Source organism: Simplicispira psychrophila DSM 11588 (genome assembly GCF_000688255.1).
GTDB classification, from domain to species: Bacteria; Pseudomonadota; Gammaproteobacteria; order Burkholderiales; family Burkholderiaceae_C; genus Simplicispira; species Simplicispira psychrophila.
This window is the reverse complement of record NZ_JHYS01000006.1, coordinates 72,839-91,402: the sequence shown is the minus strand read 5'-3', so window position 1 is coordinate 91,402 and position 18,564 is coordinate 72,839. Positions and strand designations below refer to the sequence as shown.

At 60.7% G+C, this 18,564-nt stretch carries 16 protein-coding genes and 1 pseudogene; 12 read left to right on the top strand and 5 right to left on the bottom strand.

What is annotated here, in order from left to right:
- Window position 1 precedes the first annotated feature (1 nt).
- The 5 genes from ccoG to Q390_RS0108135 all read right to left on the bottom strand — a co-directional run bounded on the left by ccoG (window position 2) and on the right by Q390_RS0108135 (window position 6,933).
- Window positions 2-1,447, bottom strand: coding sequence for a cytochrome c oxidase accessory protein CcoG (gene ccoG / locus Q390_RS0108155; RefSeq protein WP_051603129.1), 1,446 nt, complete (start codon window positions 1,445-1,447; stop codon window positions 2-4).
- 197 nt (window positions 1,448-1,644) lie between these two features.
- Window positions 1,645-4,230 carry a bifunctional aconitate hydratase 2/2-methylisocitrate dehydratase gene (gene acnB, locus Q390_RS0108150; protein ID WP_027995613.1) on the bottom strand — a complete coding sequence of 862 codons (2,586 nt, stop codon included), beginning with the start codon at window positions 4,228-4,230 and terminating at the stop codon, window positions 1,645-1,647.
- Window positions 4,231-4,300: 70 nt separating this feature from the next.
- Window positions 4,301-4,927, bottom strand: a complete 627-nt coding sequence (locus tag Q390_RS0108145) for a hypothetical protein (protein WP_027995612.1) — start codon at window positions 4,925-4,927, stop codon at window positions 4,301-4,303.
- Window positions 4,928-4,951: 24 nt separating this feature from the next.
- Window positions 4,952-5,941: an HpcH/HpaI aldolase/citrate lyase family protein gene (locus Q390_RS0108140; RefSeq protein WP_027995611.1), complete on the bottom strand. Its 990-nt coding sequence runs from the start codon at window positions 5,939-5,941 to the stop codon at window positions 4,952-4,954.
- A 5-nt stretch (window positions 5,942-5,946) separates the two neighbouring features.
- Window positions 5,947-6,933, bottom strand: coding sequence for a malate dehydrogenase (locus Q390_RS0108135; RefSeq protein WP_027995610.1), 987 nt, complete (start codon window positions 6,931-6,933; stop codon window positions 5,947-5,949).
- Between the two features lie 224 nt (window positions 6,934-7,157).
- Between Q390_RS0108135 and Q390_RS0108130 the strand changes: the two genes are divergently transcribed.
- The 12 genes and pseudogenes from Q390_RS0108130 to Q390_RS17980 all read left to right on the top strand — a co-directional run bounded on the left by Q390_RS0108130 (window position 7,158) and on the right by Q390_RS17980 (window position 18,211).
- Window positions 7,158-7,949, top strand: a complete 792-nt coding sequence (locus tag Q390_RS0108130) for a GntR family transcriptional regulator (protein WP_027995609.1) — start codon at window positions 7,158-7,160, stop codon at window positions 7,947-7,949.
- A gap of 155 nt (window positions 7,950-8,104) precedes the next feature.
- A complete protein-coding gene (gene sdhC, locus Q390_RS0108125) occupies window positions 8,105-8,539 on the top strand; it encodes a succinate dehydrogenase, cytochrome b556 subunit (RefSeq protein ID WP_027995608.1) in 435 nt (144 codons plus the stop codon).
- A 64-nt stretch (window positions 8,540-8,603) separates the two neighbouring features.
- On the top strand, window positions 8,604-8,969 hold the full coding sequence (gene sdhD / locus Q390_RS0108120; protein WP_027995607.1) for a succinate dehydrogenase, hydrophobic membrane anchor protein: 366 nt from the start codon (window positions 8,604-8,606) through the stop codon (window positions 8,967-8,969).
- Between the two features lie 36 nt (window positions 8,970-9,005).
- Window positions 9,006-10,811: a succinate dehydrogenase flavoprotein subunit gene (gene sdhA, locus Q390_RS0108115; protein WP_027995606.1), complete on the top strand. Its 1,806-nt coding sequence runs from the start codon at window positions 9,006-9,008 to the stop codon at window positions 10,809-10,811.
- 26 nt (window positions 10,812-10,837) lie between these two features.
- The gene (locus Q390_RS0108110; protein ID WP_027995605.1) at window positions 10,838-11,542 is read left to right on the top strand and encodes a succinate dehydrogenase iron-sulfur subunit; all 705 of its coding nucleotides are present in this window, start codon (window positions 10,838-10,840) and stop codon (window positions 11,540-11,542) included.
- A 23-nt stretch (window positions 11,543-11,565) separates the two neighbouring features.
- A pseudogene (locus Q390_RS17985) lies at window positions 11,566-11,853 on the top strand (FAD assembly factor SdhE); the annotation flags it as partial.
- An 82-nt stretch (window positions 11,854-11,935) separates the two neighbouring features.
- Window positions 11,936-13,246, top strand: a complete 1,311-nt coding sequence (locus tag Q390_RS0108100; RefSeq protein WP_027995604.1) for a citrate synthase — start codon at window positions 11,936-11,938, stop codon at window positions 13,244-13,246.
- A gap of 94 nt (window positions 13,247-13,340) precedes the next feature.
- Entirely contained in the window at window positions 13,341-14,450 is a 1,110-nt protein-coding gene (locus Q390_RS0108095) for an S-(hydroxymethyl)glutathione dehydrogenase/class III alcohol dehydrogenase (protein ID WP_027995603.1), read from the top strand.
- 121 nt (window positions 14,451-14,571) lie between these two features.
- Entirely contained in the window at window positions 14,572-15,438 is an 867-nt protein-coding gene (fghA, locus tag Q390_RS0108090; protein WP_027995602.1) for an S-formylglutathione hydrolase, read from the top strand.
- Window positions 15,439-15,494: 56 nt separating this feature from the next.
- A complete protein-coding gene (locus Q390_RS0108085) occupies window positions 15,495-17,219 on the top strand; it encodes a phosphoethanolamine transferase (protein ID WP_027995601.1) in 1,725 nt (574 codons plus the stop codon).
- A gap of 76 nt (window positions 17,220-17,295) precedes the next feature.
- Complete coding sequence (rnk, locus tag Q390_RS0108080; protein WP_027995600.1) at window positions 17,296-17,706, top strand: nucleoside diphosphate kinase regulator; 411 nt, start codon at window positions 17,296-17,298, stop codon at window positions 17,704-17,706.
- Window positions 17,707-17,911: 205 nt separating this feature from the next.
- Window positions 17,912-18,211 (top strand): hypothetical protein, encoded by a 300-nt coding sequence (locus Q390_RS17980; protein ID WP_245606883.1) that lies wholly within the window; start codon window positions 17,912-17,914, stop codon window positions 18,209-18,211.
- Window positions 18,212-18,564 lie beyond the last annotated feature (353 nt).

Sequence of the window (18,564 nt, the reverse complement as noted above, 5' to 3'; positions counted from 1 at the left end):
TTCAGCGCGGCATCAGAAAGGTGGTTTTTTCACGCAGTTGCACCGCCGTATCGCCCGTGGCAGAGATCTCCAGCCCCACAGGGTGCGAGCCAACGGCAGCCACCACACCGGCAGGCACGCGCAGGCGCACCACCACCCAACGCGACTCGGCAGCGGCCACGTCCACTTCGGTGTCCGAGGCCACGTGCAGCCCCTCCAGCCCGCTGGCTACCAAACGGTAGCGCTGCGGTGTTTCGGTGGCGTTGGCGATTTGCAGGCGGTACACGTTCTCGATCTGCCCACCTTCTACCAGGCGCGCCAGCACGCTACGGTCGCGGATCACGTCCACCTTGAGGGGCGTGCGCAGCACCAGACTGCTCACCATGGCCCCTGTCAGCGCCAGCAACGCGGCGCTGTAGAGCAGCACGCGCGGGCGGGCCACGCGGCGCAGCACCTGGCGCAGGCTCCAACGCTGGGCCAGGGCGTTGGGCGTGGTGTAGCGGATCAGGCCGCGCGGGTACTGCATCTTGTCCATGACGGAGTTGCAGGCGTCCACGCACAGGCCGCAGCCAATGCACTCGTACTGCAGGCCCTCACGGATATCGATGCCCACCGGGCAGACCTGCACGCACAGGGTGCAGTCAATGCAGTCGCCCAGGCCCTGCACCTTGGCATCCACCGCCTTGGTGCGTGGCCCGCGCATCTCGCCGCGCACGGCGTCATAGGTGACGATGAGCGTGTCCTGGTCGAACATCGCACTCTGAAAGCGCGCATACGGGCACATGTATTTGCAGATTTGTTCGCGCAAAAAACCGGCGTTGCCATAGGTGGCAAAACCATAAAACAGCACCCAGAAAATCTGCCAGCCGCCTTGCAGCGCCATCACCTCCACAGCCAGGGTGCGAATCGGCACAAAGTAGCCGACAAAAGTGAAGCCGGTCCACAGCGCCACGGCCAGCCACAACAGCTGCTTGAGGAATTTCTTGCGCAGCTTTTCTTTCGACCAGGGCGAAGCATCGAGGCGCAAGCGCGCACTGCGGTCGCCCTCCACCCGGTGCTCTATCCACATGAAAATTTCGGTATAGACCGTCTGCGGGCAGGCAAAGCCGCACCACAGCCGCCCCGCCACCGCCGTAAACAAAAACAGCGACAACGCCGCAATGATCAACAGTGCCGTGAGGTAGATGAAATCCTGCGGGAAGAGCAGCAGCTCGAATAGGTAAAAGCGCCGCTGCTCCAAGTCAAACAGGAGCATTTGCCGCCCGTTCCACTGCAGCCAGGGAATCACGTAGAAGAACAGCTGCGTGGCCCACACCAGGGCCCAGCGCCAGTTGGCGAACACACCGCGCATGGAGCGCGCCTGGATCTTGACCTGGGCCTCATATAGCGACCCTGCGGCGGGCACCGGGGCGATGGGAATGACTTTGCGCGGCGATTTTCCGTGCGGTGCGAGGGGGATGTGGGACATGGAAGGAGCAAAACAACAGCCAGCGGGCGCACGCAGCGCCCCTGTGCCAAGACCTTGACTATGGAACCCCTGGGACTGCAATAACAGCAGCAGATGCTGCAATCTGGGGCATATCAGATGGTGTCGGAGCAACCCTTTGTCGCCAGCCCATGAAAAAACCCGCCGAAGCGGGTTTTTTCATGTCAGGAAGCAGCGCTTCAAGCGGCTAGGCCCTTGGCTACGTCAGCGTACTCTTCGATCTGGTCAAAGTTCAAGTATTGATAGATCTTGTTGCCGTTCTGGTTGACGACACCAATATCAGCCAGGTACTCAGCCTTGGTAGGGATGCGGCCGATCTTGGAAGCGATGGCCGACAGCTCAGCCGAGCCCAGGTACACGTTGGTGTTCTTGCCCAAACGGTTGGGGAAGTTGCGCGTGCTGGTGGACATGACGGTCGCGCCTTCGCGCACTTGCGCCTGGTTGCCCATGCACAGCGAGCAGCCGGGCATTTCCATGCGTGCGCCAGCTGCACCGAAGACACCGTAGTGGCCTTCTTCGGTCAGTTGCTGCGCGTCCATTTTGGTCGGTGGTGCCATCCACAGTTTGACGGGGATGTCTTTTTTGCCTTCGAGCAGCTTGGAAGCAGCACGGAAGTGACCGATATTGGTCATGCACGAACCGATGAACACTTCGTCGATCGCGGTACCAGCCACGTCCGACAGCGTCTTGGCGTCGTCAGGGTCATTGGGGCAGCACACAATCGGTTCGGTGATTTCGGCCAGGTCGATCTCGATCACGACAGCGTATTCAGCGTCAGCGTCAGGCGCCAGCAACTGGGGATTGGCCAGCCAGTCCTCCATGGCCTGGATACGGCGGCCAATAGTGCGCGCGTCGGCATAACCCTGGGCAATCATGTTCTTCAGCAACACGATGTTGGACTGCAGGTACTCGATGACCGGGGCCTTGTTCAGGTGCACGGTGCAACCGGCAGCCGAACGCTCTGCGGAGGCATCCGACAGCTCAAATGCTTGCTCGACCTTCAGGTCGGGCAGTCCTTCGATTTCGAGGATGCGGCCCGAGAAAATGTTCTTCTTGCCTTGCTTGGCCACGGTCAGCAAACCGGCCTTGATGGCATACAGCGGAATCGCGTGCACCAGATCGCGCAACGTCACGCCGGGCTGCATCTGGCCCTTGAAGCGCACCAGCACAGATTCAGGCATGTCCAGCGGCATCACGCCGGTGGCAGCAGCGAACGCTACCAGACCGGAGCCAGCAGGGAAGCTGATACCCACAGGGAAACGCGTATGGCTGTCGCCGCCGGTACCGACGGTGTCAGGGAGCAACATGCGGTTGAGCCAGCTGTGGATGATGCCATCGCCGGGCTTCAGCGCAATACCGCCACGGGTACTGATGAAGTTAGGCAGCTCGTGGTGCATCTTCACATCCACCGGCTTGGGGTAAGCCGCCGTGTGGCAGAACGATTGCATCACCAGATCAGCGCTGAAACCCAGGCAAGCCAGGTCTTTCAGTTCATCGCGCGTCATCGGGCCGGTGGTGTCCTGCGAGCCGACCGAGGTCATCTTGGGTTCGCAGTAGGTACCGGGCAGCACCCCTTGGCCTTCCGGCAGACCACAGGCGCGGCCGACCATTTTTTGTGCCAGAGTGAAGCCCTTGCCATGGCTTTGAGGCACTTGGGGCAGGCGGAACAGGGTGGAAGGAGCCAGACCCAGCGCTTCGCGTGCCTTAGCGGTCAGACCACGGCCAATGATCAACGGAATACGGCCACCGGCACGCACTTCGTCGAACAGCACGTCGCTCTTGACCTCGAACTCGGCAATCACCTGACCGTCCTTGAGCGCCTTGCCGGCGTAGGGCAGCAATTCGATGGTGTCGCCCATGTTCATCTGGCTCACGTCCAGCTCGATCGGCAGCGCGCCGGCGTCTTCCATGGTGTTGTAGAAGATCGGAGCAATTTTGCTACCCAGGCAGACACCGCCAAAGCGCTTGTTCGGCACGAAGGGAATGTCTTCGCCGGTGAACCACAGCACGCTGTTGGTAGCCGACTTACGGCTAGAGCCAGTGCCGACCACGTCACCGACATAGGCCACCAAGTTGCCCTTGGCGCGCAGGTCTTCAATGAACTTGATGGGGCCGCGCCTGCCGTCGTCTTCAGGTGTGATGCCGTCGCGCTTGTTTTTCAGCATCGCCAGGGCGTGCAGCGGAATGTCCGGCCGGCTCCAGGCGTCGGGTGCGGGTGAGAGATCGTCGGTATTGGTTTCGCCGGTGACCTTGAGCACGGTCAGGGTGATGCTCTGCGGCACTTCAGGGCGGCTGGTGAACCACTCGGCATCGGCCCAGCTTTGCACCACATCCTTGGCAAAGGTGTTGCCCTTGTCGGCTTTTTCCTTGACGTCGTGAAACTGATCGAACATCAACAGCGTCTTTTTCAGCGCTTCAGCGGCAACGGAGGCCACAGCGGCGTCGTCGAGCAGGTCAATCAGCGGTGTCAGGTTGTAGCCGCCGAGCATGGTGCCCAGCAATTCGGTCGCCCGCTCGCGGCCGATAAGTGTGCATTTTTCCGTGCCGTGGGCCACAGCGGCCAAGTAGCTGGCCTTGACCTTGGCAGCGTCATCCACACCAGCAGGCACGCGGTGGGTGATCAGCTCGACCAGGGTGGTTTCTTCACCAGCCGGTGGATTTTTCAGCAGCTCGATCAGTTCACCAGTTTGCTTAGCCGTGAGTGGCAGCGGAGGAATACCCAAGGCGGCGCGCTCGGCCACATGGTCGCGGTAGGCTTTCAACATGAATTCTCTTTCCAGGGTTACGTTCTAAAGTGGGGCAGAGGGACCGACAGGGCATCCCTGATCGTTGTATTTATTTGGCAGCAGGCAAGGGCTCAAACACGCTGGCTGGCGGGTTGTGCTTGATGGACTCGGCCACCACCACCTGCTCGGAGCTCATGCAGTCGTCGGCCAGGCGCTGGCCCATTTTTTGGTTCATCAGCATGGATTTGTTGGCAATCTGCAGCCAGACTGCGCCGGCTTTGGCGTCTTCGAGGCGCACCACACCAGTGCTGGTGGCCACCGGGGTCATGTAGTACTTGAAGCCTTTGCCTTCCACATGGAAATGACCTGGCGCGCTGGCATCGGCGGCCACCGTCACATGCGCGCCCAATTCGCAGGCGATGCGGCCGACATGCACACGCTCGGCAATCGCCATTTCAGCCGGGGAGAGCCCACCCTGACCGGCTGCGCCTGCAGCGCCCGAAGCCATTGCGCCCACAGCCACCACGGGTGCGGCACTGGAAATACGCGCGCGGCGGCTGGTGGGCTGGGCCTTGGCAACCAGCACCTTGTGAGGCGCCTTGGCTTTGGCCACAGGCGCCTTGACAGCATTTTTGGCGGTTTTTTTAGTAGACGTCTTGGCTGCAGCCGGTGTGGCCTGGGCCATCACCAAACCGGGAACCAGTGCCATCAGGGCAGAAACAAACAGTGTTTTCATAGGAGCTCCAGCGGTGAAATACGGTCAGGAACAGGAGGAAGAGAACCAGGGTTGCACGGCACTCGGCAAGGCCTGGCCGGTGTGGTGTGCGCGCTCCAGCACCTGCCAGAAGTAGCGGTAGCTGGCACGGTCGTGCAATGCACCCTCAAAACTGATCGGAGCCCAATCAGCTAAAGCGGCATTAGCTATTATTTTAGAAGCAATTTCAATATCGTCCCGGGTCGGCGCAAACGCGGCCAAAAGGGGACGGATCTGGGCCGGGTGGATGCTCCACATGCGCGTGTAGCCAAACTCACGCGCGGCCCGAGTGGCAGACGCCTGTAAAGCGGCGCTGTCATTGAATTCGGTGACGACGCAGTGCGATGGCACTTTGCCATGGGCGTGGCAGGCGGCGGATATTTCTAGTTTGGCGCGCACCACCAGCGGGTGCGAAAACTGTCCGGCAGAACCCATGGCGCTGGCCGGAATGGCGCCGCCGTGGGCCGAGACAAAGTCCATCAGCCCAAAACTCAGGCTTTGCACGCGCGGGTGCGCAGCGATGTCAAAGGCGCGCTGTACTGCAGCGGCAGATTCAATCAATACATGCAGCGGCAAATGCCCAGCACCAGCGCGCTCCAGGGCTTTTTCAGCCCGCAAAACATCGTCCACCGACTCGACCTTGGGCAGCATGATGTGGCACAGGCGATGGCCGGCTTGACCGGCAATGGTGGCCATGTCGTTGGCAAAGGCGGGGTGATCGACCGGGTGGACGCGAGCGGCAACGCGCGCGCCGGGAGCGGCGTCACGGGCCAGTTGCGCCACCAGCTGGGCGTGCTGGGCTTCGCCGCCCACCGGGGCGCCGTCTTCGCAATCTAGGGTGACGTCAAACACGCAGGCACCCAACTCCTGCGTCATTTCAGCCTGCAATTGCAGGCTTTTCAGCATCCGCGCCGGCGCGCCACTGTAGTGGTCGCAGACCGGCAAAGCAGCGCTAGCCGCTTGCGCCCCGAGCAAAATGTCGCGCGGATGCTTCATGGCGCTTACAGCAGGTGCTTGACGCCGTCTTGCTCGCCTTGCAGCTCTTCCAGCGTCTTGTTGATGCGCTCTTGCGAGAAGGCATCGATTTCCAGACCTTCAACGATTTTGTATTCGCCGTTTTCGCAGGTGACGGGGAAGCCGAACATCACGTCCTTGGGAATGCCGTATTGGCCGTCCGAAGGAATACCCATGGTGACCCATTGGCCGTTGGTGCCCAACGCCCAGTCGCGCATATGGTCGATGGCAGCGTTGGCAGCCGAAGCAGCCGACGAAGAACCACGTGCCTCGATGATGGCCGCGCCGCGTTTGCCAACCGTAGGCAAGAACGTGTTGGCGTTCCATTCTTGGTCGTTGATCATTTGGGCCACGCTTTCGCCGTTGATGGTGGCAAAGCGGTAGTCGGCGTACATCGTTGGCGAGTGGTTGCCCCACACCGTCAATTTTTCGATGTCAGCCACAGCCTTGCCAGTTTTGGCAGCGATTTGGCTGGCAGCGCGGTTGTGGTCCAGGCGCAACATGGCGGTGAAGTTTTTGCGTGGCAGGTCAGGCGCCGACTTCATGGCGATGTAGGCGTTGGTGTTGGCGGGGTTACCCACCACCAACACACGCACGTCGCGGCTGGCGACGGCGTTGAGTGCCTTGCCTTGGGCCGTGAAGATGGCGCCATTGACGGCCAGCAACTCAGCACGTTCCATGCCAGGACCGCGGGGACGCGAACCGACCAGCAGGGCGTAGTCGGCGTCTTTGAAGGCGGTCATCGGGTCGTCGTGGGCCGTCATTTCGACGAGCAGCGGGAAAGCGCAGTCGTCCAGTTCCATCATCACGCCCTTGAGCGCTTTCTGTGGGCCTTCGACAGGCACTTCGAGCAGCTGAAGAATGACCGGCTGGTCTTTGCCCAGCATTTCGCCAGAGGCAATACGAAACAGCAGGGCGTAACCAATTTGACCTGCAGCGCCAGTAACAGCTACGCGGACGGGTTTTTTGCTCATGTAGAAAACTCCAGACAGTGAAGGAAAAAAGGAAAACAAGTGCGAATACAGCGGCTACCACCTGCACCTGTCATCAGCTACATGTGCTCCGCCAGCAGCTTTCAATTTTACTGCCGAAATCCGCGCTACGTCAATTTGTCTTATGTCTTATATAAGATATGATGAAGAGGTTCACGATGCCGTTTGTGCGCTGCAAAACAAACGCTCGCATTCCGTTGCACACCATGCCCTCCACGCCTTCTTCTGCCGCTGACACTCCCGCCTCGCCCACCGGCACGGTAGGCTTGTCAGTTCCCGCATTCAGTCCGCTGTACCAGCAGATCAAGGGCTTGATCCTGCAAAGCCTGCAATCGGGCGAATGGAAACCAGGCGAAGCCATTCCGAGCGAGATTGAACTGGCGGCGCGCTTTCGCGTCAGCCAGGGCACGGTACGCAAGGCGATTGACGACTTGGCCGCAGAAAACCTAGTGATACGGCGCCAGGGCAAAGGCACCTTTGTCGCCACCCATGCCGAACACCAAGTGCAATACCGTTTTTTGCGTTTGTTGCCCGATAGCGGCGACGCCAGCGTGGAAGGACCGGCCGAACGCCACATCATTGACTGCAAGCTGGTGCGCGCCCCGGCCGATGTGGCCCGCACCCTCGGCCTGCGCACCGGTGAATCGGTCATCCAGGCGCGCCGCGTGCTTTCGTTTCAGGGTATTCCCACCATCTTGGAAGACATCTGGCTGCCTGGCCAGGCCTTCAAAGGCCTCAACGCAGCCCACATGGCCAACTACCCGGGGCCGACCTATGCCATGCTTGAGTTGGATTTTGGCGTGCGCATGGTGCGAGCCGAAGAAAAAATCAGGGCCGTGCTGCCCGACCAGGCGCAGGCGACCCTGCTACAGGTGACGCCTGCCACGCCTTTGCTCAGCGTCGAACGCCTTGCTTACACATATAACGATGTTCCCATGGAGTTACGACGTGGCCTCTACCGCACCGATACGCACTACTACCGCAACGAATTGAATTGAAAATAGCCACAAACCCTGACATTCCGCTGGCCTAGCGGGCACAAAAAAACGAGAATGTCCCCCGAGCCGCGCGCCGACTTGCTGCAGTGCAATAAAATTTTGCCCTGCATCGACGCTCGAATTACAAAGCAGTTACCTCCACGAAAGCCCTTGCCATGACCGAGATAGCCAAAAAAAGGCCTGAATTTCGCAATATCAACGCATTGTCCGACCTGCCCACCTACCGATGGCCGTTGGCCGCCCTGGTCTCAGGTATGCACCGGGCCAGTGGCGTGATTCTGTTTTTATTGCTGCCTTTCATTGTCTGGATGCTCGACACCTCGCTGTCGTCCGAAATATCGTTTGGGCAATTCAAGGCCGCCTTCAACAGCCACCTGGGCTTTGCGCCCGGCTGGCTGGTCAAGCTGATGACCCTGGTGCTGATCTGGGCTTATCTGCACCACTTCATTGCCGGCATTCGCCACCTGATCATGGATATCAACCACGCCGCTGTGAACAAGGACTTTGGCCGCAAGTCGGCTGCGACTGTGCTCGTCCTGAGCCTGACCCTCACCTTCGTGCTGGGGCTGAAGCTTTTCGGCGCTTATTAAGATTTTGACCATCCTGGCCGTCACCGGCCTGCAGCGCAATTTTTACTGATTAGGAAGAAATACCATGGCTCAAAATTATGGCTCCGCACGCCTTGTCGTAGGCGCGCACTATGGCGTGCGCGATTGGCTCAGCCAGCGCATCACCGCCGCTCTGATGGCTCTCTTTACCCTGCTGGTACTGGCGCGTCTGCTGCTTTCCAGTGGTCCGATTGGCTACGACTCGTGGGCCGGACTGTTTGCACCGCAGTGGATGAAGGCACTGGCCTTCGCCGTGGTCCTGTCGCTGGCCTACCACGCCTGGGTCGGTATGCGCAACGTGTGGATGGACTACATCCAGCCCGTGGGCACGCGTCTGCTGCTGCAAATTTTCACCATCGTCTGGTTGGTCGGCTGCGCTGGCTGGGCGGTACAGGTCTTGTGGCGCCTGTAATTCCTGCTTCCTATTTTGCGAACAAAGGCTAAATCCATGAGCTATACCAACGCCAATATTTCCAAGCGCAAGTTCGACGTCGTCATCATCGGTGCCGGTGGCTCCGGCATGCGCGCCGCCCTCGAACTGTCGCGCGCCGGCCTGAACGTGGCCTCGCTGTCCAAAGTCTTCCCCACCCGCTCGCACACCGTGGCTGCGCAGGGCGGCGTGAGCGCTTCGCTGGGCAACATGAGCGAAGACAACTGGCACTTCCACTTCTACGACACCATCAAAGGGGGCGACTGGCTGAGCGACCAAGACGCGGTCGAATTCATGTGCCGCGAAGCACCCAAGGTGGTGTATGAGCTGGAACACTTCGGTATGCCGTTCGACCGCAACGCCGACGGCACCATTTACCAGCGCCCGTTTGGCGGCCACACCGCCAACTACGGCGAAAAAGCCGTGCAACGCGCCTGCGCTGCGGCTGACCGTACCGGCCACGCCATGCTGCACACGCTGTACCAGCAAAACGTCAAGGCCAAGACCAACTTTTTCGTCGAATGGATGGCACTCGACCTGATCCGTGACGAAGACGGCGATGTCGTCGGCGTGACGGCGCTGGAAATGGAAACCGGCGACCTGTACATCCTCGAAGCCAAAACCGTGCTGCTGGCCACCGGTGGTGCCGGCCGCATTTTTGCTGCCTCGACCAACGCCTTCATCAACACCGGTGACGGTTTGGGCATGGCCGCGCGCGCTGGCATTCCGCTGCAAGACATGGAATTCTGGCAATTCCATCCGACCGGCGTGGCCGGCGCGGGCGTGCTGCTGACCGAAGGCTGTCGCGGCGAAGGCGCGATTTTGCTCAACAGCAATGGCGAACGCTTCATGGAGCGCTACGCGCCCACCTTGAAAGACTTGGCACCACGCGACTTCGTCTCGCGCTCGATGGACCAAGAAATCAAGGAAGGCCGTGGTTGCGGCCCGAACAAAGACTACGTGCTGCTCAAGCTCGACCACTTGGGCGCCGAGACTATCCACAAACGCCTGCCCTCGGTGTATGAAATTGGCGTCAACTTCGCTAACGTCGATATCACGCGCGAGCCGATTCCCGTCGTTCCTACCATCCATTACCAGATGGGCGGCGTGCCAACCAATATCCACGGCCAAGTCGTCACTCACGATGGCACCAGCAACAAGGTGGTCAATGGTCTGTATGCCGTGGGCGAATGCTCCGCCGTCAGCGTGCACGGCGCCAACCGCCTGGGCACCAACTCGCTGCTGGACTTGCTGGTGTTTGGCAAGGCCGCAGGTCGCCATATCGTCGAGTTCAACAACCAGAACAAGGTGCACAAGCCGCTACCCAAGGATGCAGCCGACCGCACGCTGGAGCGCTTGAACCAACTCGAAAACTCCACTTCCGGCACCTATTCGCAGGCATTGGCCGGCGACATCCGTGCCACCATGCAGCAACACGCCGGCGTGTTCCGCACCCAGGCCAGCATGGACGAAGGCGTCACCAAGATTGCCGCCTTGCGTGAGCGCGTCGCCAGCGTCACGCTGCAAGACAAGTCCAAGGTGTTCAACACCGCACGCATTGAAGCGCTGGAAGTGGATAACCTGATCGAAGTGGCGCAGGCCACCATGGTCTCGGCCGCCGCCCGCCGCGAATGCCGCGGTGCGCACACGGTGTACGACTATGAGCACCCCGCCGATCACCCCACCGCACCGCTGGGCCGTGACGATGTGAACTGGCTCAAGCATACGTTGTGGCATAGCGCCAACAACAGCCTCACCTACAAGCCAGTGACCCTCAAGCCACTGACTGTGGACAGCATCCCGCCCAAGGTCCGGACGTTCTAATCAGGTCGCCCCACGAGAGAAGCCCCATGCAAAAACGCACATTCCAAATCTACCGTTACGATCCGGACAAAGACACCAAGCCCTACATGCAGACCATCGAGATCGAACTCGACGGCCACGAACGCATGTTGCTGGATGCACTGATCAAGCTCAAGGAGCAAGACCCGGCGCTGTCGTTCCGCCGTTCGTGTCGCGAAGGTGTTTGCGGCTCCGACGCCATGAACATCAACGGCAAAAACGGTCTGGCCTGCTTGACCAACATGAACACGCTGCCCGGCACCATCGTGCTCAAGCCGCTGCCCGGCCTGCCGGTGATCCGCGACCTGATCGTCGATATGACGCAGTTCTTCAAGCAGTACAACTCGATCAAGCCTTACCTGATCAACGACAACCTGCCACCTGAAAAAGAACGCCTGCAGTCGCCTGAACAGCGCGAAGAGCTGGACGGCTTGTACGAGTGCATCTTGTGCGCCAGCTGCTCCACCTCTTGCCCCAGCTTTTGGTGGAACCCCGATAAATTCGTCGGCCCGGCGGGCCTGCTGCAGGCGTATCGTTTCTTGGCGGACAGCCGCGACGAAGCCACTGGCGAGCGTCTGGACAACCTGGAAGACCCGTACCGCCTGTTCCGCTGCCACTCGATCATGAACTGCGTGGACGTGTGCCCTAAGGGTCTGAACCCAACCCGCGCCATTGGCAAGATCAAAGAGCTGATGGTGCGTCGCACTATCTAGACCCCAGAAGCGCACGTACCACCATGGGCCACACCCCGCACCCTGCCGATGCAGCGGCCTCGCCGCTGCTCGATGAGCGCGCACGGAGCAAGCTGCACTGGCGCTGCCGGCGCGGCCTGCTGGAAAACGATCTTTTTATTAAAGACTTCTTCGCGCGCTACGAGCACCAGCTGACCGAGCGCCATGCCGACGCCCTGATGGTGTTGATGGACCTCGGCGATCACGACTTGATGGACTTGCTGCTGCGGCGCAAGGAGCCGCAAGACGCGCTGGACACCGAAGACGTGCGCGAAATGCTCACTATGCTGCGTCCAGAGGTTGCCCGGCCACGCAGTTCACTTGCAGAAGCAGCCACCCCATCGATCATCGGAAACCTACCCAAGGAAAGTAGCAATGAAGTTAGCTGACAACAAAGCCACCCTGTCATTTAGCAATGGCAGCCCCAGTGTGGAAATGCCGATGTACCACGGCACTATCGGCCCGGACGTCATCGACATCCGCAAGCTGTACGGACAAACCGGTCTGTTTACCTACGACCCCGGCTTCCTCTCGACGGCCGCGTGCCAGTCGGCCATCACCTACATTGACGGCGACAAGGGCGAACTGCTCTATCGCGGCTACCCCATTGAACAACTGGCGACGCAGTGCGACTACCTCGACACCTGCTACCTGTTGCTGAATGGCGAACTGCCCAATACCGCTCAGCGCGGTGACTTCCACAAAATGGTGCTCAAGCACACCATGGTGAACGAGCAGATGCAGTTCTTCCTGCGAGGCTTTCGCCGTGACGCGCACCCGATGGCCGTGTTGACCGGCTTGGTCGGTGCGATGTCGGCCTTCTACCACGACAGCACGGACATCAACAATCCGCAGCACCGTGAAATCGCCGCCATCCGCTTGATCTCCAAAATGCCGACCCTGGTCGCTATGGCCTACAAGTACGGCAAGGGCGAGCCTTACGTGTACCCACGCAACGACCTGTCGTACGCTGGTAACTTCCTGCGCATGATGTTTGCGACGCCGTGCGAAGAGTACGTGGTCAACCCGGTGCTGGAACGCGCTCTCGACCGCATCTTCATCCTGCACGCAGACCACGAGCAAAACGCCTCGACCTCGACGGTGCGCCTGTGTGGTTCTTCGGGTACCAACCCGTTTGCCGCTATCGCTGCCGGCGTGGCTTGCCTGTGGGGCCCTGCCCACGGCGGTGCCAACGAAGCCTGTCTGAACATGCTGGAAGAAATCCAGGCCAGCGGCGGCATCTCCAAGGTCGCCGAGTTCATGGAGAAGGTCAAGGACAAGAACTCTGGCGTCAAGCTGATGGGTTTTGGTCACCGCGTCTACAAGAACTACGACCCCCGCGCCACGCTGATGCAAGAAACTTGCAACGAAGTGCTGGCCGAACTGGGCCTAGAAAACGACCCGCTGTTCAAGCTGGCCAAGGAAGTCGAGCGCATTGCCCTAGAAGACGACTACTTCGTCTCGCGCAAGCTCTACCCCAACGTCGATTTCTACTCCGGCATCGTGCAGCGCGCCATGGGCATTCCAGTGAACCTGTTCACCGGCATCTTCGCTCTGGCCCGCACCGTCGGCTGGATCGCCCAACTGAACGAAATGATCAGCGACCCCGAGTACAAAATCGGCCGCCCACGCCAGCTCTTTGTCGGCGCGACCGCACGCGACGTGCAGCCGCTCGAAAAGCGTTAAGCACCGGCAGCAGTGGCGCTCACCAGCGCCCTGCCGCACACTAAGCCCGCCCCACCCCGGCGGGCTTTTTTTATTTTCTGAAAGACACCCCACCATGAAATCCCGTGCCGCCGTCGCCTTCAAAGCCGGAGAACCTCTGCAAATCGTCGAAATCGACGTCGCTCCACCACAAGCCGGCGAAGTGCTGGTCAAAATTACCCACACCGGCGTCTGCCACACCGATGCGTTCACGTTGTCCGGTGACGACCCTGAAGGTATCTTCCCCGCCGTGCTTGGCCACGAGGGCGCGGGCATCGTCATCGAAGTGGGCGAAGGCGTGACCAGCGTCCAACCCGGCGACCACGTGATTCCGCTCTACACCGCCGAATGTGGCGAGTGCCTGTTCTGTAAATCCGGCAAGACCAACCTGTGCGTCGCCGTGCGCGCCACGCAGGGCAAGGGTGTGATGCCCGACGGCACCACACGTTTCAGCTACCACGGCGAGCCGATTTACCACTACATGGGTTGCAGCACCTTCAGCGAATACACCGTGGTTGCTGCCGTGTCGCTGGCCAAAATCAACCCCGACGCCAACCCCGAACAAGTGTGTTTGCTCGGCTGCGGTGTCACCACCGGCCTCGGCGCCGTCAAAAACACTGCCAAAGTGCAAGAAGGCGACAGCGTGGCGGTGTTTGGCCTGGGCGGCATTGGCTTGGCTGTCATCCAGGGCGCCAAACTGGCCAAGGCCGGCCGCATCATTGCCATCGACACCAACCCCGGCAAGTTCGACTTGGCCAAAACCTTTGGCGCCACCGACTGCGTCAACCCGAAAGATTTTGAGCAACCGATCCAGCAAGTCATCGTCGAGATGACCGACTGGGGTGTGGACCACAGTTTTGAGTGCATCGGCAACGTCGATGTCATGCGCGCCGCGCTGGAGTGCGCGCACCGCGGCTGGGGCCAGTCGGTGGTGATTGGCGTGGCCGGGGCCGGCAAAGAGATTTCGACCCGCCCGTTCCAACTGGTCACCGGGCGCAAATGGCTGGGCTCGGCCTTTGGCGGCGTCAAGGGCCGCAGCGAATTGCCCAGCATGGTGGAAGACGCCATGAGCGGCAAGATCCAGCTGGCGCCGTTTGTCACGCACACCATGCCGCTCACCGACATCAATAAAGCCTTCGATCTGATGCACTCCGGCCAATCGATCCGCTCGGTGGTCATTTATTAAGTTAAATAAAAGATGAGCACATAGCGCAATCGCCACAAAGATTTGCGTATCAAAACAGCTGCAAACGCTTTATATACATGCGCTTGCAGCTATTTTTTTAGGAGTTTTAATTACCATGGTTATGGTCAACACCACCTTAGAACTGCAAAACGCCCACGCCTGCTTTGGCGGCGCGCAGCGCTTTTACCAGCACCATGCGCGCGAAATCGGCCTGCCGATGAAGTTCTCGGTGTATCTGCCGCCGCAAGCGCTGCACGGCGCCAAGGTGCCGGCGCTGGTCTATCTGGCCGGTCTGACCTGCAATGAAGAAACCTTCATGACCAAGGCCGGCGCCCAGCGCCTGGCGGCGGAATTGGGCTTGGCGCTGATCGCCCCGGACACCAGCCCACGCGGTGCCAACGCGCCCGGTGAGGCCGAGAGCTGGGACTTTGGCGTCGGCGCCGGTTTCTACCTCGACGCCACGCAGGCGCCGTGGGAGTCGCACTGGCGCATGGAGAGCTACCTGACGCGCGAGTTGCTGCCGCTCTTGGGCCAGAAACTGCCAATCGACCTGGAGCGCGTTGGCCTTTTTGGCCACTCGATGGGCGGCCATGGCGCGTTGACGCTGGCGCTGCGCCACCCCGGTCTGTTCAAGAGCCTGTCGGCCTTCGCGCCGATTGCCGCGCCGACGCAGTGCCCGTGGGGGCGCAAGGCATTCGCTGGCTACCTGGGCAACGACGAGGCCGACTGGCTGAACCATGACGCCAGTGCATTGATGGCGGCGCAGAAAACCGCGCCCTACCCCGGCGGCATCCTCATCGACCAGGGTCTGGCCGACAAATTTCTTATCGAACAACAGCTGCTGCCCGAGGTCTTCGAGGCTGCCTGCAAAAAAATCGGGCAGCCGCTCACGCTGCGCCGCCACTCCGGCTACGACCACGGCTATTACTTCATCCAAAGCTTCATAGAAGTCCACCTGCGCCACCACGCCAGCCAACTGGAAGCGTGAGTCGCATTTGCACTGCGTTTAATGCTGGCTTCAGTGCAATGAGGAACAATGGCGCCATGTCTTTGCTCCTTCGACGTCTGCGGCCCTCGGCCACCTCTTTGTCCGCCCCCTTGTCCGCCCCTGTGCTCACTCCCGCCGCCAGCGTCCTGCACCCGGCTTGGGTGGTCCTGCTGATCAGCACTTGGCTGGCCACGGTGTGCAATGTGCCGCTATGGCGCGCGGTGGCCGCACTGCCGGGGCAGGGCAGCCTGCGCGGCTGGGGCTTTGCCTTGGCCTTTGCGCTGATCGTGGCGGCGGGCAATGCAGCGCTGCTCAGCCTGCTGAGCTGGCGCTTGACCCTCAAACCGGCGGTGACGGTGCTGCTGCTCATGGCAGCGTTTGGCGCCTATTTCATGATGGCCTACGGCATCGTCATCGACGCCAGCATGTTGACCAACGTACTGCAAACCGACCCGCGCGAAGCCGCTGACCTGCTGAACTGGCGCTTGCCAGTGACGGTGCTGGTCTTGGCCGCGCCGCCCCTGCTTTGGCTCTACTCGCGCCCGCTGCGGCGCTTGGGCGTGCTGCGCCAGCTGGGGCACAACGCCCTGCTGCTGGTCGTGACCATCGGCGTCATCGTCGCCAGTCTGCTGCTGGTGTTCCAGGATTTTTCTTCCACCATGCGCAACCACACCCAGCTGCGCTACCTGATCAATCCGCTCAACAGCGTGTATGCGCTGAGCCTGGTCGCCACCCGGACCCTGAACCCGGAAAACCACACCCTGCATCCCTTGGGACGCGACGCCCAGCTGGGCGCCAGCTACACCGGACAGACCCAGGCGCCGCTGCTGGTGCTGGTGCTGGGCGAAACTGGGCGCAGCGGCAACTTTGGTCTCAACGGCTACACCCGCCAGACCACGCCACGGCTGTCGGCACGCACTGATCTGAGCAGTGCGCGCAACGCCTGGTCGTGTGGCACCAGCACGGCCGCCTCGCTGCCCTGCATGTTCTCGCACCTCGGCAAATCCAGATTCGAGAGCCGCAGTGGCAACGATGAAAACCTGCTCGACGTGCTGCAACACGCCGGCTTGGCCGTACTGTGGGTGGACAACCAGTCCGGCTGCAAAGGCATTTGCGACCGGGTGCACTACGCCAGCACCAGCGCGCAAAAAGACCCCGCGCTCTGCTCTGGTGGCGAGTGCCTCGACCCGATCTTGCTGCAAGACCTGGACCAGCGCATTGCCGCCCTGCCACCCGAGCAGCGCGCACGCGGCACCGTCGTGGTGCTGCACCAGATGGGCAGCCACGGGCCGGCCTACTACAAACGCTCGGCCCCGGACTTGAAGCAGTTTCAGCCCGAATGCACCTCCAGCGCATTGCAGGAATGCTCGCAGCAGCAAGTTGTGAACGCTTATGACAACAGCATTCTGGCCACCGACCAGCTACTGCAATCGACGATAAAGTGGCTTGAAACCCAATCAGCAAAAGCGCAAACAGCTATGATTTATGTAGCTGATCATGGTGAATCGCTGGGCGAAAACAACATTTACCTGCACGGCCTGCCTTACGCCATCGCCCCTGACGTGCAAAAGCAGGTGCCGTGGATCACCTGGCTCTCGCCCGGCCTGCAGGCGCGCAGCGGCGTCAGCACCACCTGCCTGCAAAAAGACCTGAGCGAGCGGCGCATCACGCACGATGCGTACTTCCACTCGGTGCTCGGCCTGCTGGACGTGCACAGCAGCGCCTACCAAGCGGAACAAGACATCTACGCCGCCTGTCGCCACCCGCCGCAACCGTCCTGATTGACCGCTCCAGACGCTACAACATTACCGATGGGCTACATTCAAGGCGATCAAGAATAGCTTTGAGGTAGTTACCGTGTCCAAACCCCCCATCATTTTGTCGTCCCAGGATCTGGATCGGATTGAAGCCCTATTGGCCGCTTTGCCGGCCAGTGCCCTGGCCGGCAAAGCTGAGTTGCAGGCCGAACTGGATCGGGCTGAAGTGTTGTCGCCCGAAGAAATGCCCGCCACCGTGGTGACGATGAACTCCACCGTCAAGTTCTCCATTCTGGAGACCGGCAAAGAGTTCTGCCTGACGCTGGTCTATCCACGCGACATCGACGGCAGCGCCGATCGCCTCTCCATCTTCGCCCCGGTGGGCGCCGCCCTGCTGGGTCTGTCTGTCGGTGACGAACTGGTCTGGCCAGGTCCCGGCGGCAAAGCCATGACGGTGCGCGTGACAGAAATCGTTTATCAACCCGAACGCGCTGGCGAACTGCACCGCTGAAGACGCAGCCCCGGGTGTCTGCGGGTCCGGGCTTCGCCTTCTTCCTGGGCGCCACCGTCTGCCAAGCGCCATGACAACGCCCCCGTCTTCTGATCTGCCTCAGTCCCCCGTGGCACAGGATCCTGAACCCGAACCTGCAGCCCCCGGGGGGTCGCCTGCGTCTGCAGCGCACCCATCACGCCTGAAACGCCGCTTTGAGCAACGCATGCAGCGCGCGCCCGAGTGGTTCAGCGCCTTTCTGGCCGGCAACAGCCGTGAAAAAACCCGCCTCAAGCGCGAAATGGCCACTCTCAAAGGCTCGGTGGTGTGGCTGCTGCGCCAACGCCGCCAAGGCCACTGGACAGCGCACGAGCGCGCGCACCTGCGCAGCGTCATGCGCAGCGCCTCCTCCGTCAGTCCGTATTTGCTAATTTGGGTGGTCCCCGGCTCGATGCTGCTGCTGCCGTTTTTGGCGTGGTTCATTGACCACCGGCGCAAAGGCAGCATTCCGCCAGAAATCCCTTGAAAACGCCCCGCGACCTGCAGCAGTTGGGCGCCAACAGATGGTTTTTTAAATACCACAATTTGAAAAACCTGTGTTTTGACTTAAACAATTTGTATTTCTATACTTTGCCGGTGTTTTACAACCTTCAATGAAGGTAATCGAACTTTCCCAGAGCTTGGGAATTGCCAAATGGGCCTTGCGCCCTGCCGAATTTTCGGCACGGATAGAACCCGGCGCCGCTGCAGTTTCTGCTTGATGCCGACCTTATTGAAGCGTGCATCAAGAGTCCTCTGTCCAGACCTCTTTTGAAGCGCTCCCCCGGTCCTGCATCGCCCCCCCTGTTGAGCGGGCAGCACCCCCTGGGCACCCCGATG

Coding starts and splice junctions, on each gene's coding strand:
- ccoG (WP_051603129.1), bottom strand. CDS start 1,447: ATGTCCCACATCCCCCTCGCACCGCACGGAAAATCGCCGCGCAAAGTC.
- acnB (WP_027995613.1), bottom strand. CDS start 4,230: ATGTTGAAAGCCTACCGCGACCATGTGGCCGAGCGCGCCGCCTTGGGT.
- Q390_RS0108145 (WP_027995612.1), bottom strand. CDS start 4,927: ATGAAAACACTGTTTGTTTCTGCCCTGATGGCACTGGTTCCCGGTTTG.
- Q390_RS0108140 (WP_027995611.1), bottom strand. CDS start 5,941: ATGAAGCATCCGCGCGACATTTTGCTCGGGGCGCAAGCGGCTAGCGCT.
- Q390_RS0108135 (WP_027995610.1), bottom strand. CDS start 6,933: ATGAGCAAAAAACCCGTCCGCGTAGCTGTTACTGGCGCTGCAGGTCAA.
- Q390_RS0108130 (WP_027995609.1), top strand. CDS start 7,158: ATGCCCTCCACGCCTTCTTCTGCCGCTGACACTCCCGCCTCGCCCACC.
- sdhC (WP_027995608.1), top strand. CDS start 8,105: ATGACCGAGATAGCCAAAAAAAGGCCTGAATTTCGCAATATCAACGCA.
- sdhD (WP_027995607.1), top strand. CDS start 8,604: ATGGCTCAAAATTATGGCTCCGCACGCCTTGTCGTAGGCGCGCACTAT.
- sdhA (WP_027995606.1), top strand. CDS start 9,006: ATGAGCTATACCAACGCCAATATTTCCAAGCGCAAGTTCGACGTCGTC.
- Q390_RS0108110 (WP_027995605.1), top strand. CDS start 10,838: ATGCAAAAACGCACATTCCAAATCTACCGTTACGATCCGGACAAAGAC.
- Q390_RS0108100 (WP_027995604.1), top strand. CDS start 11,936: ATGAAGTTAGCTGACAACAAAGCCACCCTGTCATTTAGCAATGGCAGC.
- Q390_RS0108095 (WP_027995603.1), top strand. CDS start 13,341: ATGAAATCCCGTGCCGCCGTCGCCTTCAAAGCCGGAGAACCTCTGCAA.
- fghA (WP_027995602.1), top strand. CDS start 14,572: ATGGTCAACACCACCTTAGAACTGCAAAACGCCCACGCCTGCTTTGGC.
- Q390_RS0108085 (WP_027995601.1), top strand. CDS start 15,495: ATGTCTTTGCTCCTTCGACGTCTGCGGCCCTCGGCCACCTCTTTGTCC.
- Q390_RS17980 (WP_245606883.1), top strand. CDS start 17,912: ATGCAGCGCGCGCCCGAGTGGTTCAGCGCCTTTCTGGCCGGCAACAGC.